Raw genomic sequence first — 17717 nt, 5'->3', positions numbered from 1 at the left:
TGGACGTAGCGTCCCAAACTGTGATACAAATTCAGTAGAACGATTTACCATACAAGCAAAGGAACACCCATCATGGCTATTGAAACTCTCTACGAATCCGACGCCGACCTGAGCATCATCCAAGGTCGTAAGGTTGCCGTTATCGGATACGGCTCCCAGGGCCACGCCCACGCAATGAACCTGCGTGACTCCGGCGTTGAGGTTGCCATCGGCCTGCGCGAAGGCTCCAAGTCCCGCGAGAAGGCAGAGGAGGCCGGTTTCCAGGTCTTCACCAACGCTGAGGCTGCCAAGTGGGCCGACGTCATCATGCTGCTGGCTCCTGATACCTCCCAGGCAGCCATCTTCACCGAGGACATCGAGCCGAACCTGGAGGACGGCAACGCCCTGTTCTTCGGTCACGGCCTCAATATCCACTTCGACCTGATCAAACCTGCTGAGAACATCACCATCGGCATGGTCGCTCCCAAGGGGCCGGGCCACCTGGTTCGCCGTCAGTTCGTCGACGGCAAGGGCGTTCCGTGTCTAATCGCCACCGAGCAGGACCCGAAAGGTGAGGGCCGCGAGCTGACCCTGTCCTACGCGGCCGCCATCGGCGGTGCCCGTGCCGGCGTCATCCCGACCACCTTCAAGGATGAAACCGAGACCGACCTCTTTGGTGAGCAGGCCGTCCTGTGCGGTGGCGTGGAATACCTCATCATGAATGGCTTCGAGGTGTTGACCGAAGCCGGCTATGAGCCGGAAATGGCCTACTTTGAGGTGTGCCACGAGCTGAAGCTCATCGTCGACCTCATCGTTGAAGGCGGCATCAAGAACATGAACTACTCCTGCTCCGATACCGCTGAGTTCGGTGGCTACCTCTCCGGCCCGCGCGTTATCGATGAGTCCGTCAAGGAGCGCATGAAGGACGTCCTCACCGACATTCAGGACGGCACCTTTGTCAAGCGCCTGGTGGCCAACGTTGAAGGCGGCAACAAGGAACTTGAGGAGCTGCGCGAGAAGGTCAACAACCACCCGATCGAGCAGACTGGTTCCCAGCTGCGAGACCTCATGAGCTGGGTTAAGAACCCGCTGGATGCGACTGCGTAAGTCATCAACCTGAAGACTCCCTCTAGCTGGCGTGGCTGGAGGGAGTTTCACATGTTTGGTAACGCAGCACACATCGCTCTTAAACGGGCACGTTCCCACATCTGCTAGTAGGCTCGGAGCCATGGGTTTTTCTACGCCAAGCTATGACCTCTCTGACCTCTTCGCTCGCATCGACCGCGGGGATATTCAGCTTCCGGATTTCCAGCGCGCATACTCCTGGGATGAAGACCGCATCCGCTCTCTCATCGTGACCGTGCTGCGCGGTTATCCGCTTGGTGCCTTCCTCGCGTTGGACACTCGTAACGAGACCATGCGCTTCCGTCCCCGTGTACTGGCTGGTGCGCCGGACACTGGGGTAAATCCAGGTCTGCTGCTCCTTGACGGTCAGCAGCGCCTCACCTCTCTCTATCACTGCTTCCGGGGCGAGGGCTGCGTGGACACCACGGATTTCCGTTCCAAGAAGGTCTCCCGCAAGTTCTACGTGGACCTGCGAAAAGCGACGAGCGAAGACATCATGCCAGATGAGGCCGTGTTCGCCGTTAACCGGCATGGCGAGCTGCGCTCCCATTTTGCCCCGGAAATTGAAGGCTCCCTGTCAGATCGCGATGCTGCCATCAACGCGTGCTGCATCCCGGTCTCGGCTCTGCTCAGCGAAGAAGGCACCAGCATGCTCTTCGAGCTGGCCGCTGCGAACAACGGCACAAACCGCGATGTCGTCGCGGCCTTCAACAACCGCATTCTGCGGCCGTTGTCGGGCTACGCCGTGCCGATGATCCGTCTTTCCCGCGAAACGGCCCGCGCCGGTATCGGCTCAATCTTCGCCCAGGTCAACTCTGCCGGTCTTCAGATGGATGTCTTTGACCTGCTTACCGCAGTGTTTGCCTCGGAGGATCCGGATTTCCACTTGGCGGAGGAGTGGGCGGACGTCGAGAAGCAACTGCGTTCTTTCCCTGCTCTGGATGGTATTGGCCGCAACGAATTCCTCTCTGCCGTATCCCTATTGGTCTCGGGGAAGAAGGGCAATGCCGGAGGCCAGCGCGAGGACATTCTGCAGCTGTCACTTGCGGATTACCGCGCGGCATCGGAAACGCTCGTTAGCACCTTCCGGGAAGTGGCAGAGTTTTTGGCGGAGCGCTGCATCCTGTCGCTTGAGCAAGTTCCGTACTCCGAGCAGATTGTTCCGCTTGCCGTCATCCTTGCCCGCTTGGCCGAGAGCAGCGGCGTTCTGGCCAGCCAGGATGCTAGGGACCGACTCAACCAGTGGTTCTGGAGCGGCGTGTTTGGTGAGCTCTATGGCTCCTCGGCGGTGAAATTGCGTGCCGCGCGTGACGTCGATGAGGTCACCGCATGGGTAGCAGGGGAGACTGATGCGATACCTAAGACGGTGCGTGATGCTACCTTCCGTGAATCCCGTCTGTTGTCGGTCGGGGAACACGATGGCGTGTGGCACGGCCTATATGCCCTGCTCATGGCCCGCGGTGCTCAGGATTGGCGCACTGGCCAGCCCTTCAACCGCCGCACGTTCGAGGAACTGAAGCCGGGATTCTTCCCCATTTTCCCGCTCTCGTGGTGCCAGCGTCACGGTGTGAGCCCGGTGCTGGCGAATTCCGTGCTCAACCGCACTCCCATGGGCAAACGCACAGAGGTGGTTCTTGATGGACATTCTCCGGAACGCTATTTGCCGCGCGTGCAGTCCAAGTCGATCATGGAAGATGCCGAGTTTGATGCGGTACTGGGCTCACACGACCTTCAACCGTCATTGCTGACTTCGACGACCGCGCATCAGTTCTTTGCGGATCGCCGCGAACGCTTCGTGGGCATCGTCGAATATGCACTCAACAAGTCCGTGGTGCGTGATGTGGATGAAGCGAACTTGTCCGGTGGTGAGGAGGGCCCGCAGGCCTTTGCGCACTAACGCTTTATGGGTAGTGCTCGCGGTGGGCGGTCTTGCCGTGGGTGCAACGGGCTGTTCATCCTGGGGCCGCGGCGAGCCTCTTGTGACGCAAGAGATTACTGCGGTTCCCGATGCCGAAATTGACCTCGAGCGCGCGAGTGAGGAAAACCGTCTGCGACTTATCGATCCCAAATTTGATCACGTAGTCGCCGTTCTCGACGACCCGTCGGGGGTGGAATCTGCCCGGCTCTTTTTCAATCAGACCAATGCTCTCATTGTTGCGGAGAATACTGACGCCGCGGCCTTGCGCGCAGCCTCGCTGAGTGTGTCTCAGCGCATTCCTATGGTGACGTATGATGAGTCGATTCGCGGGCAGATTTCTGAGCTGGCCACGGACTTGGGCGTGGACCAGATTGTGGTGGTCGGTGATGTCCCTTGGGCTAGCCAGTATGGCTTGCGGGAGGTTATCCATGATCCCGGTAATACCAAGGCATTAGGGGAGTATACGGCGTTTCGTTTCACCTCTAAAGTGGTCAAGGATCCTAGCCGCATAGTGGATAACGTGGCGCACCTTAATTCTTCGGAGAAGACTGAGCTTAAGGCAGCGTGGGAGCCGTTGCCCCAGCGCATCACCAAGGAGAAGATGCCCGCCATCCCCGCAGAAGCCCGGCGTGACTCACAGATGGCGCCGGTGATCGTCGCTACCGTGGATAGCCCTGTGGCAAATGTCGCCAACGCTAATGCCTACGGTGGTACCGTCATGGTCATGCCGAATCCCGATCCGTCGGCAACAAAGGTCGGAGCGGCGATGACGGCGGGGCTAGAAAGGGGACCGATCGTGGCGCTCGGACCGGAATTCGGTTCAGTGACAGAATTCACGCATAAAATAGCTCAGGGCTGGAAAGAATAAACTACACTTCACGGCATCAACTCGTTAGCCTAGTGAAGGAAGTTATGTCGAAGCCGGTCGTACTTATCGCCGATAAGCTTGCAGAATCCACCGTATCTGCTTTGGGGGACAGTGTTGAGGTTCGCTGGGTGGATGGCCCTCATCGTGAGGAGCTGCTCGCGGCAGTTCCGGAAGCTGACGCCCTCCTCGTGCGTTCTGCCACAACAGTGGATGCTGAGGTTTTGTCTGCTGCCGAGAAGCTGAAGATCGTGGGACGCGCCGGCGTGGGCTTGGACAATGTTGACATCCCTGCGGCCACCGAACGCGGCGTTATGGTAGTGAATGCCCCGACCTCTAATATTCACTCGGCCTGTGAGCAGGCCATCGCCCTGCTGTTGGCCACCGCGCGCCAGGTTCCGGCAGCAGACCAGTCTCTGCGTCAGGGTGAGTGGAAGCGCTCCTCCTTCAAGGGCGTGGAAATCTTCGGCAAAACCATCGGTATTGTGGGCTTCGGTCACATCGGTCAGCTCTTTGCGCAGCGTCTCCTTGCTTTTGAGACCACGGTTATCGCACACGATCCCTACGCCAACCCGGCTCGCGCGGCGGCACTCGGTGTGGAGCTGGTCGGCCTCGAAGAACTCATGTCCCGCTCCGATTTCGTGACCATTCACCTGCCCAAGACTCCGGAGACTGCCGGAATGTTCGATGCCGAGCTGCTGGCCAAGGCTAAGAAGGGGCAGATCATCATTAATGCTGCGCGCGGTGGCCTTGTCGATGAGGCGGCGCTTGCGGAGTCCATTAAGTCCGGCCACCACCGCGGTGCCGGCTTTGACGTCTATGCTACTGAGCCGTGCACGGATTCCCCGCTCTTCGAGCTTCCGCAGGTCACCGTGTCTCCGCACCTGGGCGCTTCCACTGTTGAAGCCCAAGATCGTGCCGGTACCGATGTTGCTGCGTCCGTTCTCAAGGCTCTGGCCGGTGAGTTCGTGGCGGATGCCGTCAACGTAGAAGGCGGCAAGGTGGGCGAGGAAGTTGCCGGCTGGTTGGAGCTTGCCCGCAAGCTCGGTCTCGTCGCTGGCAACCTTCTTCACTCGGCTCCGGTGGCTGTTGAGGTTGAGGCCTGTGGTGAGCTGTCCACCGAGGATGTCTCCGCACTCGGCCTGTCTGCTGTCCGTGGTTTGTTCTCCGGTGTGGTCTCGGAGACAGTGACTTTTGTGAACGCGATGCAGATTGCGGAAAGCCGCGGCGTGAGTGTTGATGTGAGGACTGAGGTGGAGTCGAAGGGCCACCGCTCCTCCGTCGTGGTGAAGATTATTGGCTCGGACGGTGAGGTATCTCAGCTGACTGGTGCGCTGACCGGTATCGATGGTGTGGAGAAGATTATTCGCATCAACGGCCGTGGCGTGGATATGCGAGCAACCGGCCGTAACCTCTTCTTCTCCTACAAGGACGCTCCAGGCGCACTGGGTACCGTAGGCACCAAGCTGGGTGCCGCCGGCATTAACATCGTGGCTGCTGCGCTCACCCAGGGTAAGGAAGTTGATGACGCTGTCCTCATCCTGCGTGTTGAGCGTGAGGTTCCGGAGGAGCTCATTGAGGAAATCAACGCTGCGCTGGGTGCGAGCTGCCGCCAGCTTGATCTTGACGCCTAAAGGAACAAGGCACCAAGGCCGTTCGTGCTCACTGTGAAGGGAAACCTTCGCCAGCGCGAGCGGCTTCGCTGCTTTCTTGCGGGCATACTTGGGTTCGGCCTACGGGGAGGGGTGAACGTGGTATTCTCACAATTATCCAATATGTGAGAAAGGAATCCCGCAATATGAAACTGGCAGTGATTGGCGGCGACGGCATCGGACCCGAGGTAACCGCAGAGGCTCTTAAAGTGCTCCGCGCTGTGCGCGACGACGTTGAGGTCACAGACTACGACCTCGGCGCCCGTCGCTACCTGCGCAATGGGGAATTGCTCACCGAGAATGATCTGGCCTCCCTGCGCGAGCACGACGCCATCCTGCTTGGTGCTATCGGCGCGCCAGGAGAGGTTGCTCCGGGCATTCTAGAACGTGGATTGTTGCTGAAGATGCGCTTCGCGTTGGACCACCACGTTAACCTGCGCCCCGCCAAGTTGTACCCGACATCGACCTCGCCGCTGGCTAATCCAGGCCAGATAGATTTTGTCGTCGTGCGTGAGGGCACCGAAGGACTTTACTGCGGCAACGGCGGCACGCTGCGTGAGGGAACCGAGCATGAGGTTGCCTCCGAGGTCTCGCAGAACACTCGCTTTGGTGTCGAACGAGTCGTGCGCGATGCTTTTGAGCGCGCCATGGGACGCCGCAAGCACGTCACCCTTGTCCACAAAACCAACGTGTTGGTCAATGCTGGTGGGCTGTGGCAGCGCACCGTCGACGAGGTTGCCGCCGAGTACCCCGAGGTCACTGTGGACTACAACCACATCGATGCTGCGACCATTTATATGGTTACTGACCCAGCCCGCTATGACGTCATTGTGACCGATAACCTCTTTGGCGATATCCTCACTGACCTCGCAGGCGCCGTGACCGGAGGCATTGGCCTAGCTGCCTCCGGCAATATCGATGCCTCTGGTAAGAATCCGTCCATGTTCGAGCCTGTTCATGGTTCAGCCCCGGATATTGCTGGGCAGGGTAGTGCCGACCCCACAGCTGCTATTTTGTCGGCGGCAATGCTGCTGCGCCACCTCGGCGATGAGGAGAATGCGGCGCGCGTGGAAGAAGCAGTGGCTGCGGATGTGTCCTCGCGCGGTGATGCCCCAGTGCGTACGACCGAGATTGGTGACCGAATCGCCTCCGCACTGCACTCGTAGCCCTGTAATCTTGGCGCATGAGCGTCGAATTAGATGAGGTCACTAGCTTCCTCGCCCAGCACGAGCCCTTTTCCCACCTGCCGGAGGAAGAGCTCGCCACGCTGCCCGCCAACTTGAGCATTGTGTACCTGCGCCGCGGTGACACGCCCGTGCAGCGAGGAGAGACGAACGAGTTCCTCCACATCATTCGCGCTGGTGCCGTAGATGTTATCGGTGAAGACGGCGTGTTGCTCGATCGACGCGAGGCTGGCCTGACCTTTGGTTATTCCACGCTGCAGGGCGAGCCAACCTCCGCGTATGAGATGGTGGCAGTCGAGGACAGCCTCGTTTACACTCTCTCGCGCGAGGCGTTTGGCGCCTTGGCTGCGCGCAACCCTGATCTCGCCCGTTTTTTCTCAGCGCAATCACGTCAGGTGCGCGCGGCAGCCCGTGAGCTTGCTGACGCTGCTCCGACCGACGTCTTGCGTACCCCTCTCGGCGAGCTAGCCCGTACCGATGTGCTCACCGCTGCGGCGTCGACCACTATCGCGGATGCTGCCCAGCTTATGACACAGCGTGGGGTGTCCTCGCTGCTGGTTACCCGTGCACAGAACCAGCTAGAAGGCATCGTGACTGACCGCGATTTGCGCTCCGGGGTGCTGGCGGTCGGGCTCAGTACCACGCGGCCGGTGGGAGAGATTATGACTGCCGACCCAGTCACTGTGTCCGCGGATGCCCCCGCCATGGAAGCCCTCCTCCACATGGCTGAGCGCGGCATCCATCACTTGCCGGTGGTTGATGAAGGTCGCCTTCACGGCATCGTCACCCAATCTGATGTCACAAGGTTGCTGCACAACGATCCCGTCTACCTTGCGGCAGATCTATCGCGCCGTGGCAGCCGTGCGGAGCTGGCGGATGCCTTCACCGAAGCAACGCGGTTGGCCGGGCGCTTCGTGGAACGTGGCTCCACACCGGCGGAAGCAGCAAGTCTGGTGACCTTGGCCGCAGATGCGGTGGCTCGGAGGCTGTGCACGTTGGCGGAGGATGAGCTAGGCCCGCCACCGGTGGACTATTCCTTCGTCGCCGTCGGTTCCCAAGGCCGCCGCGAAATGGCCTTGGCCTCGGACCAAGATAATGCGCTTGTTTTATCTGATGACTACGATGCTGCAGCCCATGGTGAGTATTTCGCACAGCTCAGCACATTCGTGTGTGAGGGCCTGGCGGAGGCGGGGCAGGTGTTGTGCCCTGGGGAGATGATGGCTATGACACCGGAGTGGAGGATGACCTCTTCGGAGTGGGTTGAGACATTCCGTCGCTGGATCCGGGATCCGCAGCCCGAAGCTTTGCTCAATGCCCAAATCTTCTTTGACTTCCGAGTGCTGTACGGAAGTGAGGAACTTGGCCGCCTGGTGCACACCGCCGCGGTGGAGATGGGTAGGGGAGCCACACGCCTGCATGCACATCTGGCCAGTCTTGCCGCTAGGCGTGAGCCGCCCCTGACCTTCTTCCGCGGACTCGTCGTGGAACGCGATGGCGACTATGCCAATACCCTGGACATCAAGAAGGGCGGGACAGCCGGCATCGTGCAGATGGGCCGCCTCTTCGCCTTGGCTTCTGGTTCGGCCGTGGTGGACACTCGTCAACGCCTCACGGAAGCCGCGGGTGGCCCGGTGAGCCGCCAGGGAGCACAGGAGCTTCTCGACGCCTTCGACTTCCTCCGCGCCCTCTCCTTTCAACACCAGGCCCGCCAGCTCCGTGAAGGAATTAAGCCGGATTATCACATTGACCCCAAGAGCCTTGGGCGCTTGGAGCGCGAGCGACTGCGCGATGCTTTCCGTGCCATTAAATCCATGCAGAATGCCCTAGCCACCAAGTATCCAGTGAGGAGCATCTAGATGTGGGGAAGCCTGGGGCGACGTGGGAGGCGCGCTGATTGGGGTGCCCCGCCAGCCTCGACGCGCCTGGATGAGCTGAAACTACTGGCTGTGGATATGGAGACGACGAGTCTTGATCCCCGGACAGGTAACATCGTCTCACTTGGCTGGGTGCCGATTAACGGTGCACGGATTGATCTCTCAGGCGCTGGCTACAGCGTCGTTCGCGGAGCCCGCGTCGGTGAGGATGCCCACGTCCACCTGCTTACCCAGGAAGTGGTAGACAGTGGCATCGAACTGGAGGAGGCCCTTTCGGCTTTGCGCACGGCACTCCACGGCCGCGTGCTCCTCGCACACTTTGCACAGCTGGAAGTGGGGTTCATTGAGAGGGCTTCGCAGCACGTTTTCGGGGAAAAACCGCGCCTAACGGTGGTCGACACTTTCGCCCTTGAGCGCCGCCACATGGAGCGCATGGGAACCTATCCGCGCGGTGAGGATTTGCGGCTCGCGCGCGTGCGTGAGCGTTATGGCCTTCCGCGATATAACAACCACAATGCGTTGAGCGATGCGCTTGCCTGTGCCGAGCTTTATCTGGCGCAGCGGCGGGGCACGCGCGCGGAGACACTGCGCGATGTAGCTGTGTAATCACTTTTCTCCATAGAGAGCAAGATTTAACAGGATTCACAACACAGCCTGGCTGCTGTGTGAAAGATCCTTGCGAGTAGTATGTCCGTTATGCGTTTAGGACGAATTGCTCACACCGAAGGAATCTGTTTCGCCATCATCGACGGCCCGGCTGATGCGCCGATGGACCAGCTGGTGGCCAAGGAAATCGCTGGCACCCCATTCACGCCGCCGGAGCCTACCGGGCGTGAGTGGCCGTTGAAGGAGGTCCGCCTTCTGGCTCCTACCTTGCCCACCAAGGTCGTGGCCCTCGGCCGTAACTATGCTGACCACGTCGCGGAGGTCTTTAAAGAATCTGCAGAGCACCTGCCGCCGACCATTTTTATCAAGCCCTCCACCGCTGTTATCGGCCCGGGCGCACCGATTAAGATTCCGGAGTTTGCCACCAACGTCGAGTTTGAAGGCGAGCTTGCAGTTGTGATCTCCAAGGTGTCGAAAAATATTGACCCGGACAACTGGCGTGACCACGTTGCCGGATACACCATCTGCAATGACGTGTCCTCCCGCGACCTGCAGTTCAAGGATGGCCAGTGGGCGCGTGCCAAGGGTATTGATACCTTCTGCCCGCTGGGCCCGTGGATTGAAACCGACCTTGACTGCATCAACCTGGATGACCAAAAGATCAATGCGTACCTAACCCACGATGGTCAACGTGAGCAAAAGCAGGATTCCAACACTGATCAGATGATCGTGAAGATGGGCGGCATCATCGCGGAGATCTCTCAGTCCTATACCTTGCTTCCAGGTGATGTCATCACTACTGGCTCCCCGGCAGGCACCGCCCCGATGGTGCCGGGTGACACCATCGAAATCGAAATCCCGGGAGTGGGAAGCCTGACCAACCCGATTACCCGCGCGTAGCTTTAAAGATTAAGCGCGCGCAAAATGGTGCGCAGCTTCGCCGTGGTCTCCTGTAGCTCAGCCTCAGGCTCGGAATCCACGACGATGCCACCGCCTGCCCATGCGCGCGCAGACAAGCCATCGCCGGCCACTTCTGCGCAGCGGATGGCCACCATGTATTCGCCATCGCCGGAGCTATCGCACCAGCCCACCGCACCTGCATAGAAACCGCGGTCAGTTTCGGCTGTCTCAATGAGCGCTTGTGCGGCTTCTGTCGGTGTGCCGCAGATAGCCGGGGTGGGGTAGACCAGCTCGGCGAGCTCGAGCGCCGTGATGTTTTGGTTCTTGAGTGTTCCTGCAATCGGGGTGCCTAGGTGCCACATTTCATTTGTGGAGGTCAGTTCCGGCGACGTTGGAGCATCCAGGCTCTCACACAGCGGGGCCAAAATTCGGCGAATGTGGTCAACCACAAAAGCGTGCTCGCGTAGATCCTTGCCCGAGTTGTGGAGATCCTGCCCCGCCACGATGTCGCGTGCCCTGTCGGCGTGGCGCGGCGCGGAGCCGGCGAGGGGGAAGGCTGTGACCGTTGAGCCCTGCTTCTTGATGAGTACTTCCGGGGAGGAGCCCACGAGCATCGCGCCTGGTCGTCCTGCTGGGCTCAGATCGGCGATAAAACCATCGCGGTGCGAGGAAAGATCGATCAGGCGTGCTGCCACGAGTAGTGGGTCGACAGGGTTAAGGAACTCGATATCGACTGCTCGGGCAAGCACTACCTTGTCCAGCTTGGAGGCCTCAATCGTGGCGATTGCCGCTTCAATGCGCCGCAAGTGTTCCTCAGGTTCCGGATCGAAACCGATGACGCGAGCCTCCAGTGCACCACTGCGGTAGTACGCGTGTGGCTCCAGCGGACCGTCCTCGCGGATGATGCTCTTCGGCACAGTGAGTGCGGCGGCCTCGCCTTTGTGGAAGGGTAGCGCGCCTACGACCATGTCTGCCTCGCCGTTGCGCAAGGCAGCAACAGCAGCGTCAACCTCGGTAAACGTGGCTGCTGTTCCTTGGGTACGCACAGACCCCGTCGCACGGGACAGGAGAAAATCTGGGGCGGAGGAGGGTCTGTGATCACACATAAGGAACAACTCTAGTTCCTTCGCCTGTGCCTGCTAAAACCAGATCGCCCTCTAGGTCTTCACAAGACAGGTGTGTGAAACTAGTCGCGCGTGCGTGGGCGGAAGAACTGCACCGCAATGAAGAGCCCAATTCCCAGCAACAGTGCCAAGGCTCCCATGCCGGCAAGGAAGCCCGCCCAAAAGCCCACCATTGGCGCGCCATAGCTTGTGGCCTCGATGTTTTGGGCATTAGCTAGAGTGTCCGTTCCGTGGGAATCGTCCTGCGCGGAGGCGTTCCGCGAACGGGTCGTGCGTTCAGCTGAGCGTTGGCGTTCCCGTGCGGAGTCCTTGGAGCCCTTCGCTTCGTTGCGCCCCGCCCCCTCACGCTGTGTCGAATCTCTCGGTGTGCGCTCATTGTGGGACGCTGCGTTCTGCCGATGAGAGTTCTGCCGGTCATCCTGGCGCTGCGGTTGGGGGTGGTCGGCCGCCGGCTCACGGTGTTCCGATGGCTTTTCGGTTCGTGTGGACTCCTTCGTGCGTGTTGAGTCCCGGGACTGTCGTGGTGCTCGTGACTCAGAGGGCTTTCCGCCGTTGAGGAAGGTGTCCGCTTCCTTGAACGTCTTGTCCATCGTCTTATCTAGCTGGGCGATGGCCTTAGACGTGTCATTGATGTCTTTAGCTAACTGCTGCGGACGGTTCTTTGCGCTTCCTGACTCGGATGCGCTGCCAGAACCGGAGCCCCATTCCAGCTGGCAGAGTTCGCCGGTATCGGCCCCACCGACGAGAAAGGGAACATCGATGGAATGCTCTGAGCCATCGTTGAGCGAGAACGTGAATGTGACGGCATAAGCCCCTGGTTCGGTGAAAACGATTCCAGTATGGCTGTGGAAATGATCCGGATAATCCCAGTCCACATCGGGATCCTCTGAGTCGAAGAGCACGGTGGGGGCACCTCCGAGGGAGTTCTGGAAACCGACAACTCGTCCACCATCGGGGCCACTGTGCAGCGTCATCGACAGCGTCGCATCCTGTGCTGCGTCTTCATCGATATAGCTCGTATTGAACCCTAGCCAGGGAATATCCGGGTTTTGGGTCTGAGGAATCTGCCAGCCGTGCGAGGGGATATCTCCGCCGGCAGCATCGTCGAAGGCCGCGTTAGAACCAACCTCCACGTAAAAATCGCCGGAGGAGTAGTCATCTCCAGATTCGTCGTCGCGTGCTACGAAGCGCATGTCACCGGAGTTGCCCAGCAGGGCTAAATCTTGGTGGCCGCGGGTAAAGGCATGCTGCGAGTCGGCGTCACAGGAGGCAGTATCGCTGGCGGTGTCTGCAGCCAACGCCAGTGGGGCAGACGCGCCAGTGGTTGGGATAGACAAGGCTAGGGTTGCCGCAGCGGTGAGGGACAGCGGGCGGAGGATGAGGCGGTTCATGCGGACAAGGACTCCTTAGTTGTCGGGGTAGATGATGCGGATCGGCGGGAATGAAGAATTGGCGCGGCAATCCATGCCAAGAGGAAACAGGCAGTGAGTAGCAGGACGATGGTGGCGCCGGCAGGAAGGTCAATGGCCCATGCCAGGTATATGCCGAAGAAACTTCCCAAGGAACCAATGGCGGCGGAGACGGCCATCATGGTTCCTAGGGAGTCACACAGCAATCGCGCCGTTGCTGCGGGGGTGATGAGCAGTGCGAGAACGAGGATGTTGCCCACCGTGCCCACCGAGATCACTACCGCACCCGTAACACACAGGTACAGCACGATGTCGAGGGCAAAGACCGGAAGGCCCATTGCCCGGGCAGTTTCCTTGTCCAGGCACGTTGCTGTCAGCTGTGGGCCGAGGAGGACGATGATCCCCACAATGAGCACGGTGACCACGAGCGCGGTGTAGAGGTCCGTGTGGGAAACACCGGTGAGCGAGCCAAAAAGGAAGCTCGTCAGCGACGCGGTGTAGCCCTCAACACGAGAGATGATCACCATTCCCAACGCGAACGAGGCGGCGAAAAAGATACCGATGACGGAATCCTCGCGCACCGTTCGGCGCTGCGAGAAGCAGGCGATGAGTAAGGCCACGGTGCAGCCGGCCACGGCGCCACCTAAGAGAACCGAACCTTGGAGCACGAAGGCAATGGCGAGGCCTGGGAAGACAGCGTGGGAGACGGCATCACCAATGAAGGCCATGCCGCGAAGAACGACGTAGCAGCCCACGACGCCGCACACGATGGCCGCCAGGACTGAAATAGCTACGGCGCGGGCAAGAAAATCGAGGTGCGGGTTGGTGAGGTCCTGGAAGAACTCAATGAGTGAAATGTCGATCATGCTGCCACCCCAATTGCGGACAGCAGCGGGGACGTGGTGGATACCCCGAAGGTGTCGCTCCACGGTTGTGGGTTCAAGCGCAGCTCTGCAGCCGGGCCATCGGCCACGATGCCACGATTAAAAAGCACCAGACGCGAGCAGGAGTGAGCTGCTTCGGAGAGGTTGTGGGTGGACATTACGACGCTGGTTCCCTGAGCAGTGAGCTCATCGAAAAGGAAGAGAAGCTCCTCCGTATTAGGTGCGTCGAGGCCGGTAAAGGGTTCGTCGAGAAGCAGCACCTCCGGTTCGGTGGCCAGGGCACGTGCAATGAGAACGCGCTGGCGCTGACCGCCCGACAACTGCGCGATGGGGCGGCGCGCGAATTCTTCCAAGTTGGTCAGGCTCAGCGCGCGATTGGCGGCCTCGTGATCAGCGCGTCCGGGACGGCGCAGCCACCCGACGAGTCCGGTGCGCCCGCTCAGAACCGCCTTGGACACGCTGATAGGGAAGTCCCACTCCACGTCGTGACGCTGCGGAACATAGCCCAAGGACGCGGTGACATCGATTGTCCCAGTGGAGGGAATAAGGCCGAGGATGGCCCGGAGAAGCGTGGTCTTGCCTGCGCCGTTGGGGCCGAGCAAGCCAATGAACTCGCCCGAGCGCACGGTCAGCGACGCAGTATCGATAACGCGGCGCCCCGCTAGGGTGACGCTGAGGCCTTCGACGGAGATGAGCGGATTAGCCACGTCGCCCGCCCTTCGTGCGCACGACGGCGACAACCGCTGCGACGAGCACAAGGACGCCGAGGCCCGCCAGTGCCCATACCCATACTGGGACGGCTGCCTGCGAGGCTCCGGATGCTGAACCAGAGGATTCGGCAGTTTCATCCCACACGGTTGCTTGCGCTTCATTCAGGTCGGTTCCCTCACCCACGGCAAACGTCAGTGTGGCCTCTGCGGAAACCTCGGAACCGGCGCTTTCACCACTACCGTCACCGGTCATACGCACGCGTACCTGGTGGATACCCGGTTCGGTGAAGACCCAGTTGGCGTGAGTATGGGTGCCGAGGTCAACCCAGAAACCATCGGTGGCGTCGTTTGCGGTGGACCACAGCAGCTGCGGCGGTTCGAAGCCACCATTCTGGAGGAAGAGGGAAAAATCGCCGGGACCCTGGTGGCCCACGTACTCCATGGTGAGACCGCGATCCACGTTGTCACCCAGGGAAGGGGCCTGCGTATTCCAACCTAGCCACGGGACCTCAGCCTGCTCAGTCTGGGGGACGACCCAGACGTGGTCACCTGGGTCGGCACCCACGAAAGAGAAGGCCTCATCGTCCGGAAGTGTGAGTTGGGCATTGTCGCCAACGGTGAAAACGACGTCATCTAGCTCACGCCACACCGGCTTTTCGGCGGAGTCATCGCGCGCCAGGAACTGAGCTTGGCCATCGATGACCTGGAGCCCGAGGTCCACGTGCCCGTGATCGACGGTGGCCTCAGTACCAGGTGCGGCAACTTCCTCGTCGGCGCTGACTACCTGTGCCAGGTCTCCTGCCCAGGCAGTCGAGGGAGCACACGCAAGGGCCGCTGCGGTTATCACGGAGGCAAGCGTGGTAGTCAGGCGCGGCAGACGGTGGCGGTAGGTGGTGTGATGAGTCATATGCTTCTTTCTTTTTGTGCTTAGTTTTCTGCAAGGCAGCGGTGTAGAGATTCCGCGTTGAACCGCATGAGGTCTAGATAGGAAGGGACAGATTCATCGAGTGTGTCGCCGTAAATGGGGCACACTGCGATACCGAGGGAGTGCGCGGTCTCCCGGATGACATCGGCGCTGGCTTCTTGGTTTGGCTCGATGAAGACGGCAGGTAGCCGCAGATTCTCCAGCGTGCGTCGTAGCGCGATGACATCGCGAGGCGAAGGCTCGATGGCGGGGTTCGGCGTCACGAAGCCGGCGATGTCAATGCCATAACCTTGTTCCAAGTAGGCGTAGCCGTGGTGCGGAGTGACCAGATGCCGTTTGTCCTCGGGGATATCCTCAATGAGGTCGCGGACAAAGGAGTCTGCCTCGCGCACTTGCAAGGCGTAGTCGTGGGCACGCCCGCGGTAGTCGGCACCGTGGGAGGGATCCGCCAGGGCCAGCTGGTCGGCGATGACCTCGGCGTAGGTGATGACGTTTTTGGCGTTGTGCCACAGGTGTGGATCGACCTCACCGTGCAGATGCTTGCCCAGCACTGCCTGGGGCAGCAGATAGGTTTCATCCCCCGGGCGCCCGAGAAAACGATAGGCCGGGGATGGTGGGATTTCCTGCAGAGTCGAGTTTGGAATGCTCAATGCGGTGGTCGTCGGGTCAAAGCGCTCGCCTTGATCCTCAAGGTCCAGTGTTCCGTTGGCTATGTCTGCGGTGATGTCGACGTGACCCTCGCTCAGAGAGCGCATGCCCTCTGGTGGGTTGACGCCGACGGCGACGGTGACCTCCTGCGGCCCTGCATTCGTTGCTGTGAAGGTCAGGCGGTAGATACCGGGTTTGCTGAAAGCCCAGGACACGTGTGTATGTGCATTGGCCGGAAGCGTGGTGGAATCCGCGCGGTCATCAATGCCGTCGGCGGTGTTGAAGAGCGGTTCGGGGGTGCCGAAGGTGGACACAACGTACGCGGCGACGTCACCTGGTCCTTCGGCGGACTGCAGACGCATGTCCACGCTGTTCGTACCGGACGGAGCGTTGCGCACACGCAGTCCCAGCCAGATGGCGTCGAGTGCCACATTCTCCACCAGCGGCACGAGAGTGGCACCACGCGTCGAGGCTTCGTCCGCGACCTCCGTCACGGGAACGTCGGAGGATTCCCGCAGTGATTTCATGAGGTTCTGCGGCTCCAGCAGGAGGCCATTGGCCAGGAGCACATCGGCGTTGGCGATGTCCCGCACGGTGCGCAGACTCGGCTCGAAGGTGTGGGGGTCCTTGCCTGCCGGAATGAGTGTTGTCACCTGGGCGTTGGGGCCTGCCACGTGCTTGGCGACGTCCCCCAGGATCGGCGTTGTCGCTACCACCTTCAGGCTCGCACCGTTGCCGTCCTCGCCTGCGGCTGTGCTCGTACAGGCAGTGAGAGCTGCCGACGTGGCAACGACAATGAGCAGCGCGGCGCAGTGTACCGCCCGGAAAGCTGATGGCGGCATTAGTCGCGGCCCTTGAGCAAGGCGAGACGAGCGATGGCCAATCCCAGCACGAGCATGCCGAGGCCGAGGATGCCGATGCCCCACGGCAGGAGACCCTGACCGCTGTCGTAGTAGCCGGATGCGGCCACGGCATCGACATTATCTGTATCCGCCTTAGACGTGGCGTCGCGGGACGGTGTGCGGTACTTGCTCGCCTTGCCCTCCTTCTTCTCTTTGTTGGCAGCGGTGGCCTTGGTCTTCGCAGAGTCCTTGGCTTGTGCTGCCGGTGCTGGGCCGGCCGCCGCGTCCGGTGCGGCGTCGGCGTCAGAGTGGGAAGAAGAGTGGGAGTCGGACGAGCGAGGGGCATCGCCAAGCGCTGCGTCATCGCTGCCATCCGGCGCGAGTTCAACAGCCTCGGAGTCAGCTTCTTCGTCCGACTCGAGGGGCGCGGCGTCCGCATCACCGACGTTCCAGGTATAGGTGACCTGGTTGCTGACATCGCCGTTGGAGACCGCCTGAACGGTCATGGTGTACATGCCGGGATCCGTGAACGCCCAGTTGACATGGCGATGGGCAGGGTAGGCCTGGTTGATGACATCCCCGCTCACCAAGTCCATGGCGCCTTCCTCGGTGACCGGCTGGATGTCGCCGAACCCGGCCGTTTCGAAGACGAAGATGTCGCCCGGGCCGGTGACCTCCACGAACTCGAAATCAACGTCCTTGTAGCCAGCAGACTGCGCCGGCTGAGTGTCCCAACCTGGCCACAACAGCGCGCTGTCCTGGGTCTGCGGAAGATAATAGGTGGGAACGCCGATGCCATCGATGCCTGCGGTGGCGTCATTCCACGCCTCTTCAGCGACTTTGAGGGTGACATCGTCGCCGGAGTGGATGACGCCGCTGCCAGTAATGTCCTCCTTCAGGGATAAGTTGAGCTCGCCGCCGGGCGCGGTGACATAAAAAGCGTCGACGTGTCCGGTATCGAAAACCTCTGCGTGGGCTGGCGTCATTGGTCCGTGCATGAGCACGAGGGCCAGTGCGCCCAGTGCGGCCACCGGCCTAGCAGCACGATGCGAAACGATGGTCACGGTGCAAC

15 protein-coding genes are annotated in these 17717 nt (G+C 60.7%); 8 read left to right on the top strand and 7 right to left on the bottom strand.

Features of this window, described 5'->3' with window-relative positions:
• Positions 1-72 precede the first annotated feature (72 nt).
• From ilvC to HMPREF3149_RS03390, 8 genes are all read left to right on the top strand, one after another.
• Positions 73-1086, top strand: a complete 1014-nt coding sequence (gene ilvC / locus HMPREF3149_RS03425) for a ketol-acid reductoisomerase (RefSeq protein ID WP_042530599.1) — start codon at positions 73-75, stop codon at positions 1084-1086.
• Between the two features lie 121 nt (positions 1087-1207).
• Positions 1208-3001: a GmrSD restriction endonuclease domain-containing protein gene (locus tag HMPREF3149_RS03420; RefSeq protein ID WP_070536608.1), complete on the top strand. Its 1794-nt coding sequence runs from the start codon at positions 1208-1210 to the stop codon at positions 2999-3001.
• Positions 2991-3890: a hypothetical protein gene (locus tag HMPREF3149_RS03415; protein ID WP_246819930.1), complete on the top strand. Its 900-nt coding sequence runs from the start codon at positions 2991-2993 to the stop codon at positions 3888-3890. The genes HMPREF3149_RS03420 and HMPREF3149_RS03415 overlap by 11 nt, the downstream gene beginning before the upstream one ends.
• 44 nt (positions 3891-3934) lie before the next feature.
• Complete coding sequence (gene serA / locus HMPREF3149_RS03410) at positions 3935-5521, top strand: phosphoglycerate dehydrogenase (protein WP_070536606.1); 1587 nt, start codon at positions 3935-3937, stop codon at positions 5519-5521.
• 164 nt (positions 5522-5685) lie between these two features.
• Positions 5686-6705: a 3-isopropylmalate dehydrogenase gene (locus HMPREF3149_RS03405; RefSeq protein ID WP_070536604.1), complete on the top strand. Its 1020-nt coding sequence runs from the start codon at positions 5686-5688 to the stop codon at positions 6703-6705.
• 17 nt (positions 6706-6722) lie between these two features.
• The gene (locus tag HMPREF3149_RS03400; RefSeq protein WP_070536602.1) at positions 6723-8579 is read left to right on the top strand and encodes a DUF294 nucleotidyltransferase-like domain-containing protein; all 1857 of its coding nucleotides are present in this window, start codon (positions 6723-6725) and stop codon (positions 8577-8579) included.
• Positions 8580-9203, top strand: coding sequence for an exonuclease domain-containing protein (locus tag HMPREF3149_RS03395; protein WP_070536601.1), 624 nt, complete (start codon positions 8580-8582; stop codon positions 9201-9203).
• A gap of 90 nt (positions 9204-9293) precedes the next feature.
• Positions 9294-10103 carry a fumarylacetoacetate hydrolase family protein gene (locus HMPREF3149_RS03390; protein WP_210385398.1) on the top strand — a complete coding sequence of 270 codons (810 nt, stop codon included), beginning with the start codon at positions 9294-9296 and terminating at the stop codon, positions 10101-10103.
• A gap of 2 nt (positions 10104-10105) precedes the next feature.
• On the opposite strand, the gene HMPREF3149_RS03385 is transcribed toward HMPREF3149_RS03390, so the two are convergent.
• The 7 genes from HMPREF3149_RS03385 to HMPREF3149_RS03355 form a co-directional block, all read right to left on the bottom strand.
• A complete protein-coding gene (locus tag HMPREF3149_RS03385) occupies positions 10106-11209 on the bottom strand; it encodes an isochorismate synthase (RefSeq protein WP_070536597.1) in 1104 nt (367 codons plus the stop codon).
• 80 nt (positions 11210-11289) lie between these two features.
• Positions 11290-12618, bottom strand: a complete 1329-nt coding sequence (locus HMPREF3149_RS03380) for a choice-of-anchor M domain-containing protein (RefSeq protein WP_070536595.1) — start codon at positions 12616-12618, stop codon at positions 11290-11292.
• A complete protein-coding gene (locus HMPREF3149_RS03375; protein ID WP_070536593.1) occupies positions 12615-13502 on the bottom strand; it encodes an anchored repeat-type ABC transporter permease subunit in 888 nt (295 codons plus the stop codon). The genes HMPREF3149_RS03380 and HMPREF3149_RS03375 overlap by 4 nt, the downstream gene beginning before the upstream one ends.
• Complete coding sequence (locus tag HMPREF3149_RS03370; protein WP_070536591.1) at positions 13499-14227, bottom strand: anchored repeat-type ABC transporter ATP-binding subunit; 729 nt, start codon at positions 14225-14227, stop codon at positions 13499-13501. Before HMPREF3149_RS03370 ends, HMPREF3149_RS03375 begins: the two co-directional genes overlap by 4 nt.
• Complete coding sequence (locus HMPREF3149_RS03365) at positions 14220-15137, bottom strand: choice-of-anchor M domain-containing protein (protein ID WP_070536589.1); 918 nt, start codon at positions 15135-15137, stop codon at positions 14220-14222. Before HMPREF3149_RS03365 ends, HMPREF3149_RS03370 begins: the two co-directional genes overlap by 8 nt.
• 20 nt (positions 15138-15157) lie before the next feature.
• The gene (locus HMPREF3149_RS03360) at positions 15158-16645 is read right to left on the bottom strand and encodes an anchored repeat ABC transporter, substrate-binding protein (protein WP_070536587.1); all 1488 of its coding nucleotides are present in this window, start codon (positions 16643-16645) and stop codon (positions 15158-15160) included.
• Entirely contained in the window at positions 16645-17709 is a 1065-nt protein-coding gene (locus HMPREF3149_RS03355) for a choice-of-anchor M domain-containing protein (protein WP_246819929.1), read from the bottom strand. The genes HMPREF3149_RS03360 and HMPREF3149_RS03355 overlap by 1 nt, the downstream gene beginning before the upstream one ends.
• Positions 17710-17717: the final 8 nt, after the last annotated feature.

This window comes from Corynebacterium sp. HMSC05E07 (assembly GCF_001807225.1).
Taxonomy (GTDB): Bacteria; Actinomycetota; Actinomycetes; order Mycobacteriales; family Mycobacteriaceae; genus Corynebacterium; species Corynebacterium singulare.
The sequence above is the reverse complement of the archived record's forward strand: the minus strand, read 5'-3'. Positions and strand labels throughout refer to the sequence as shown.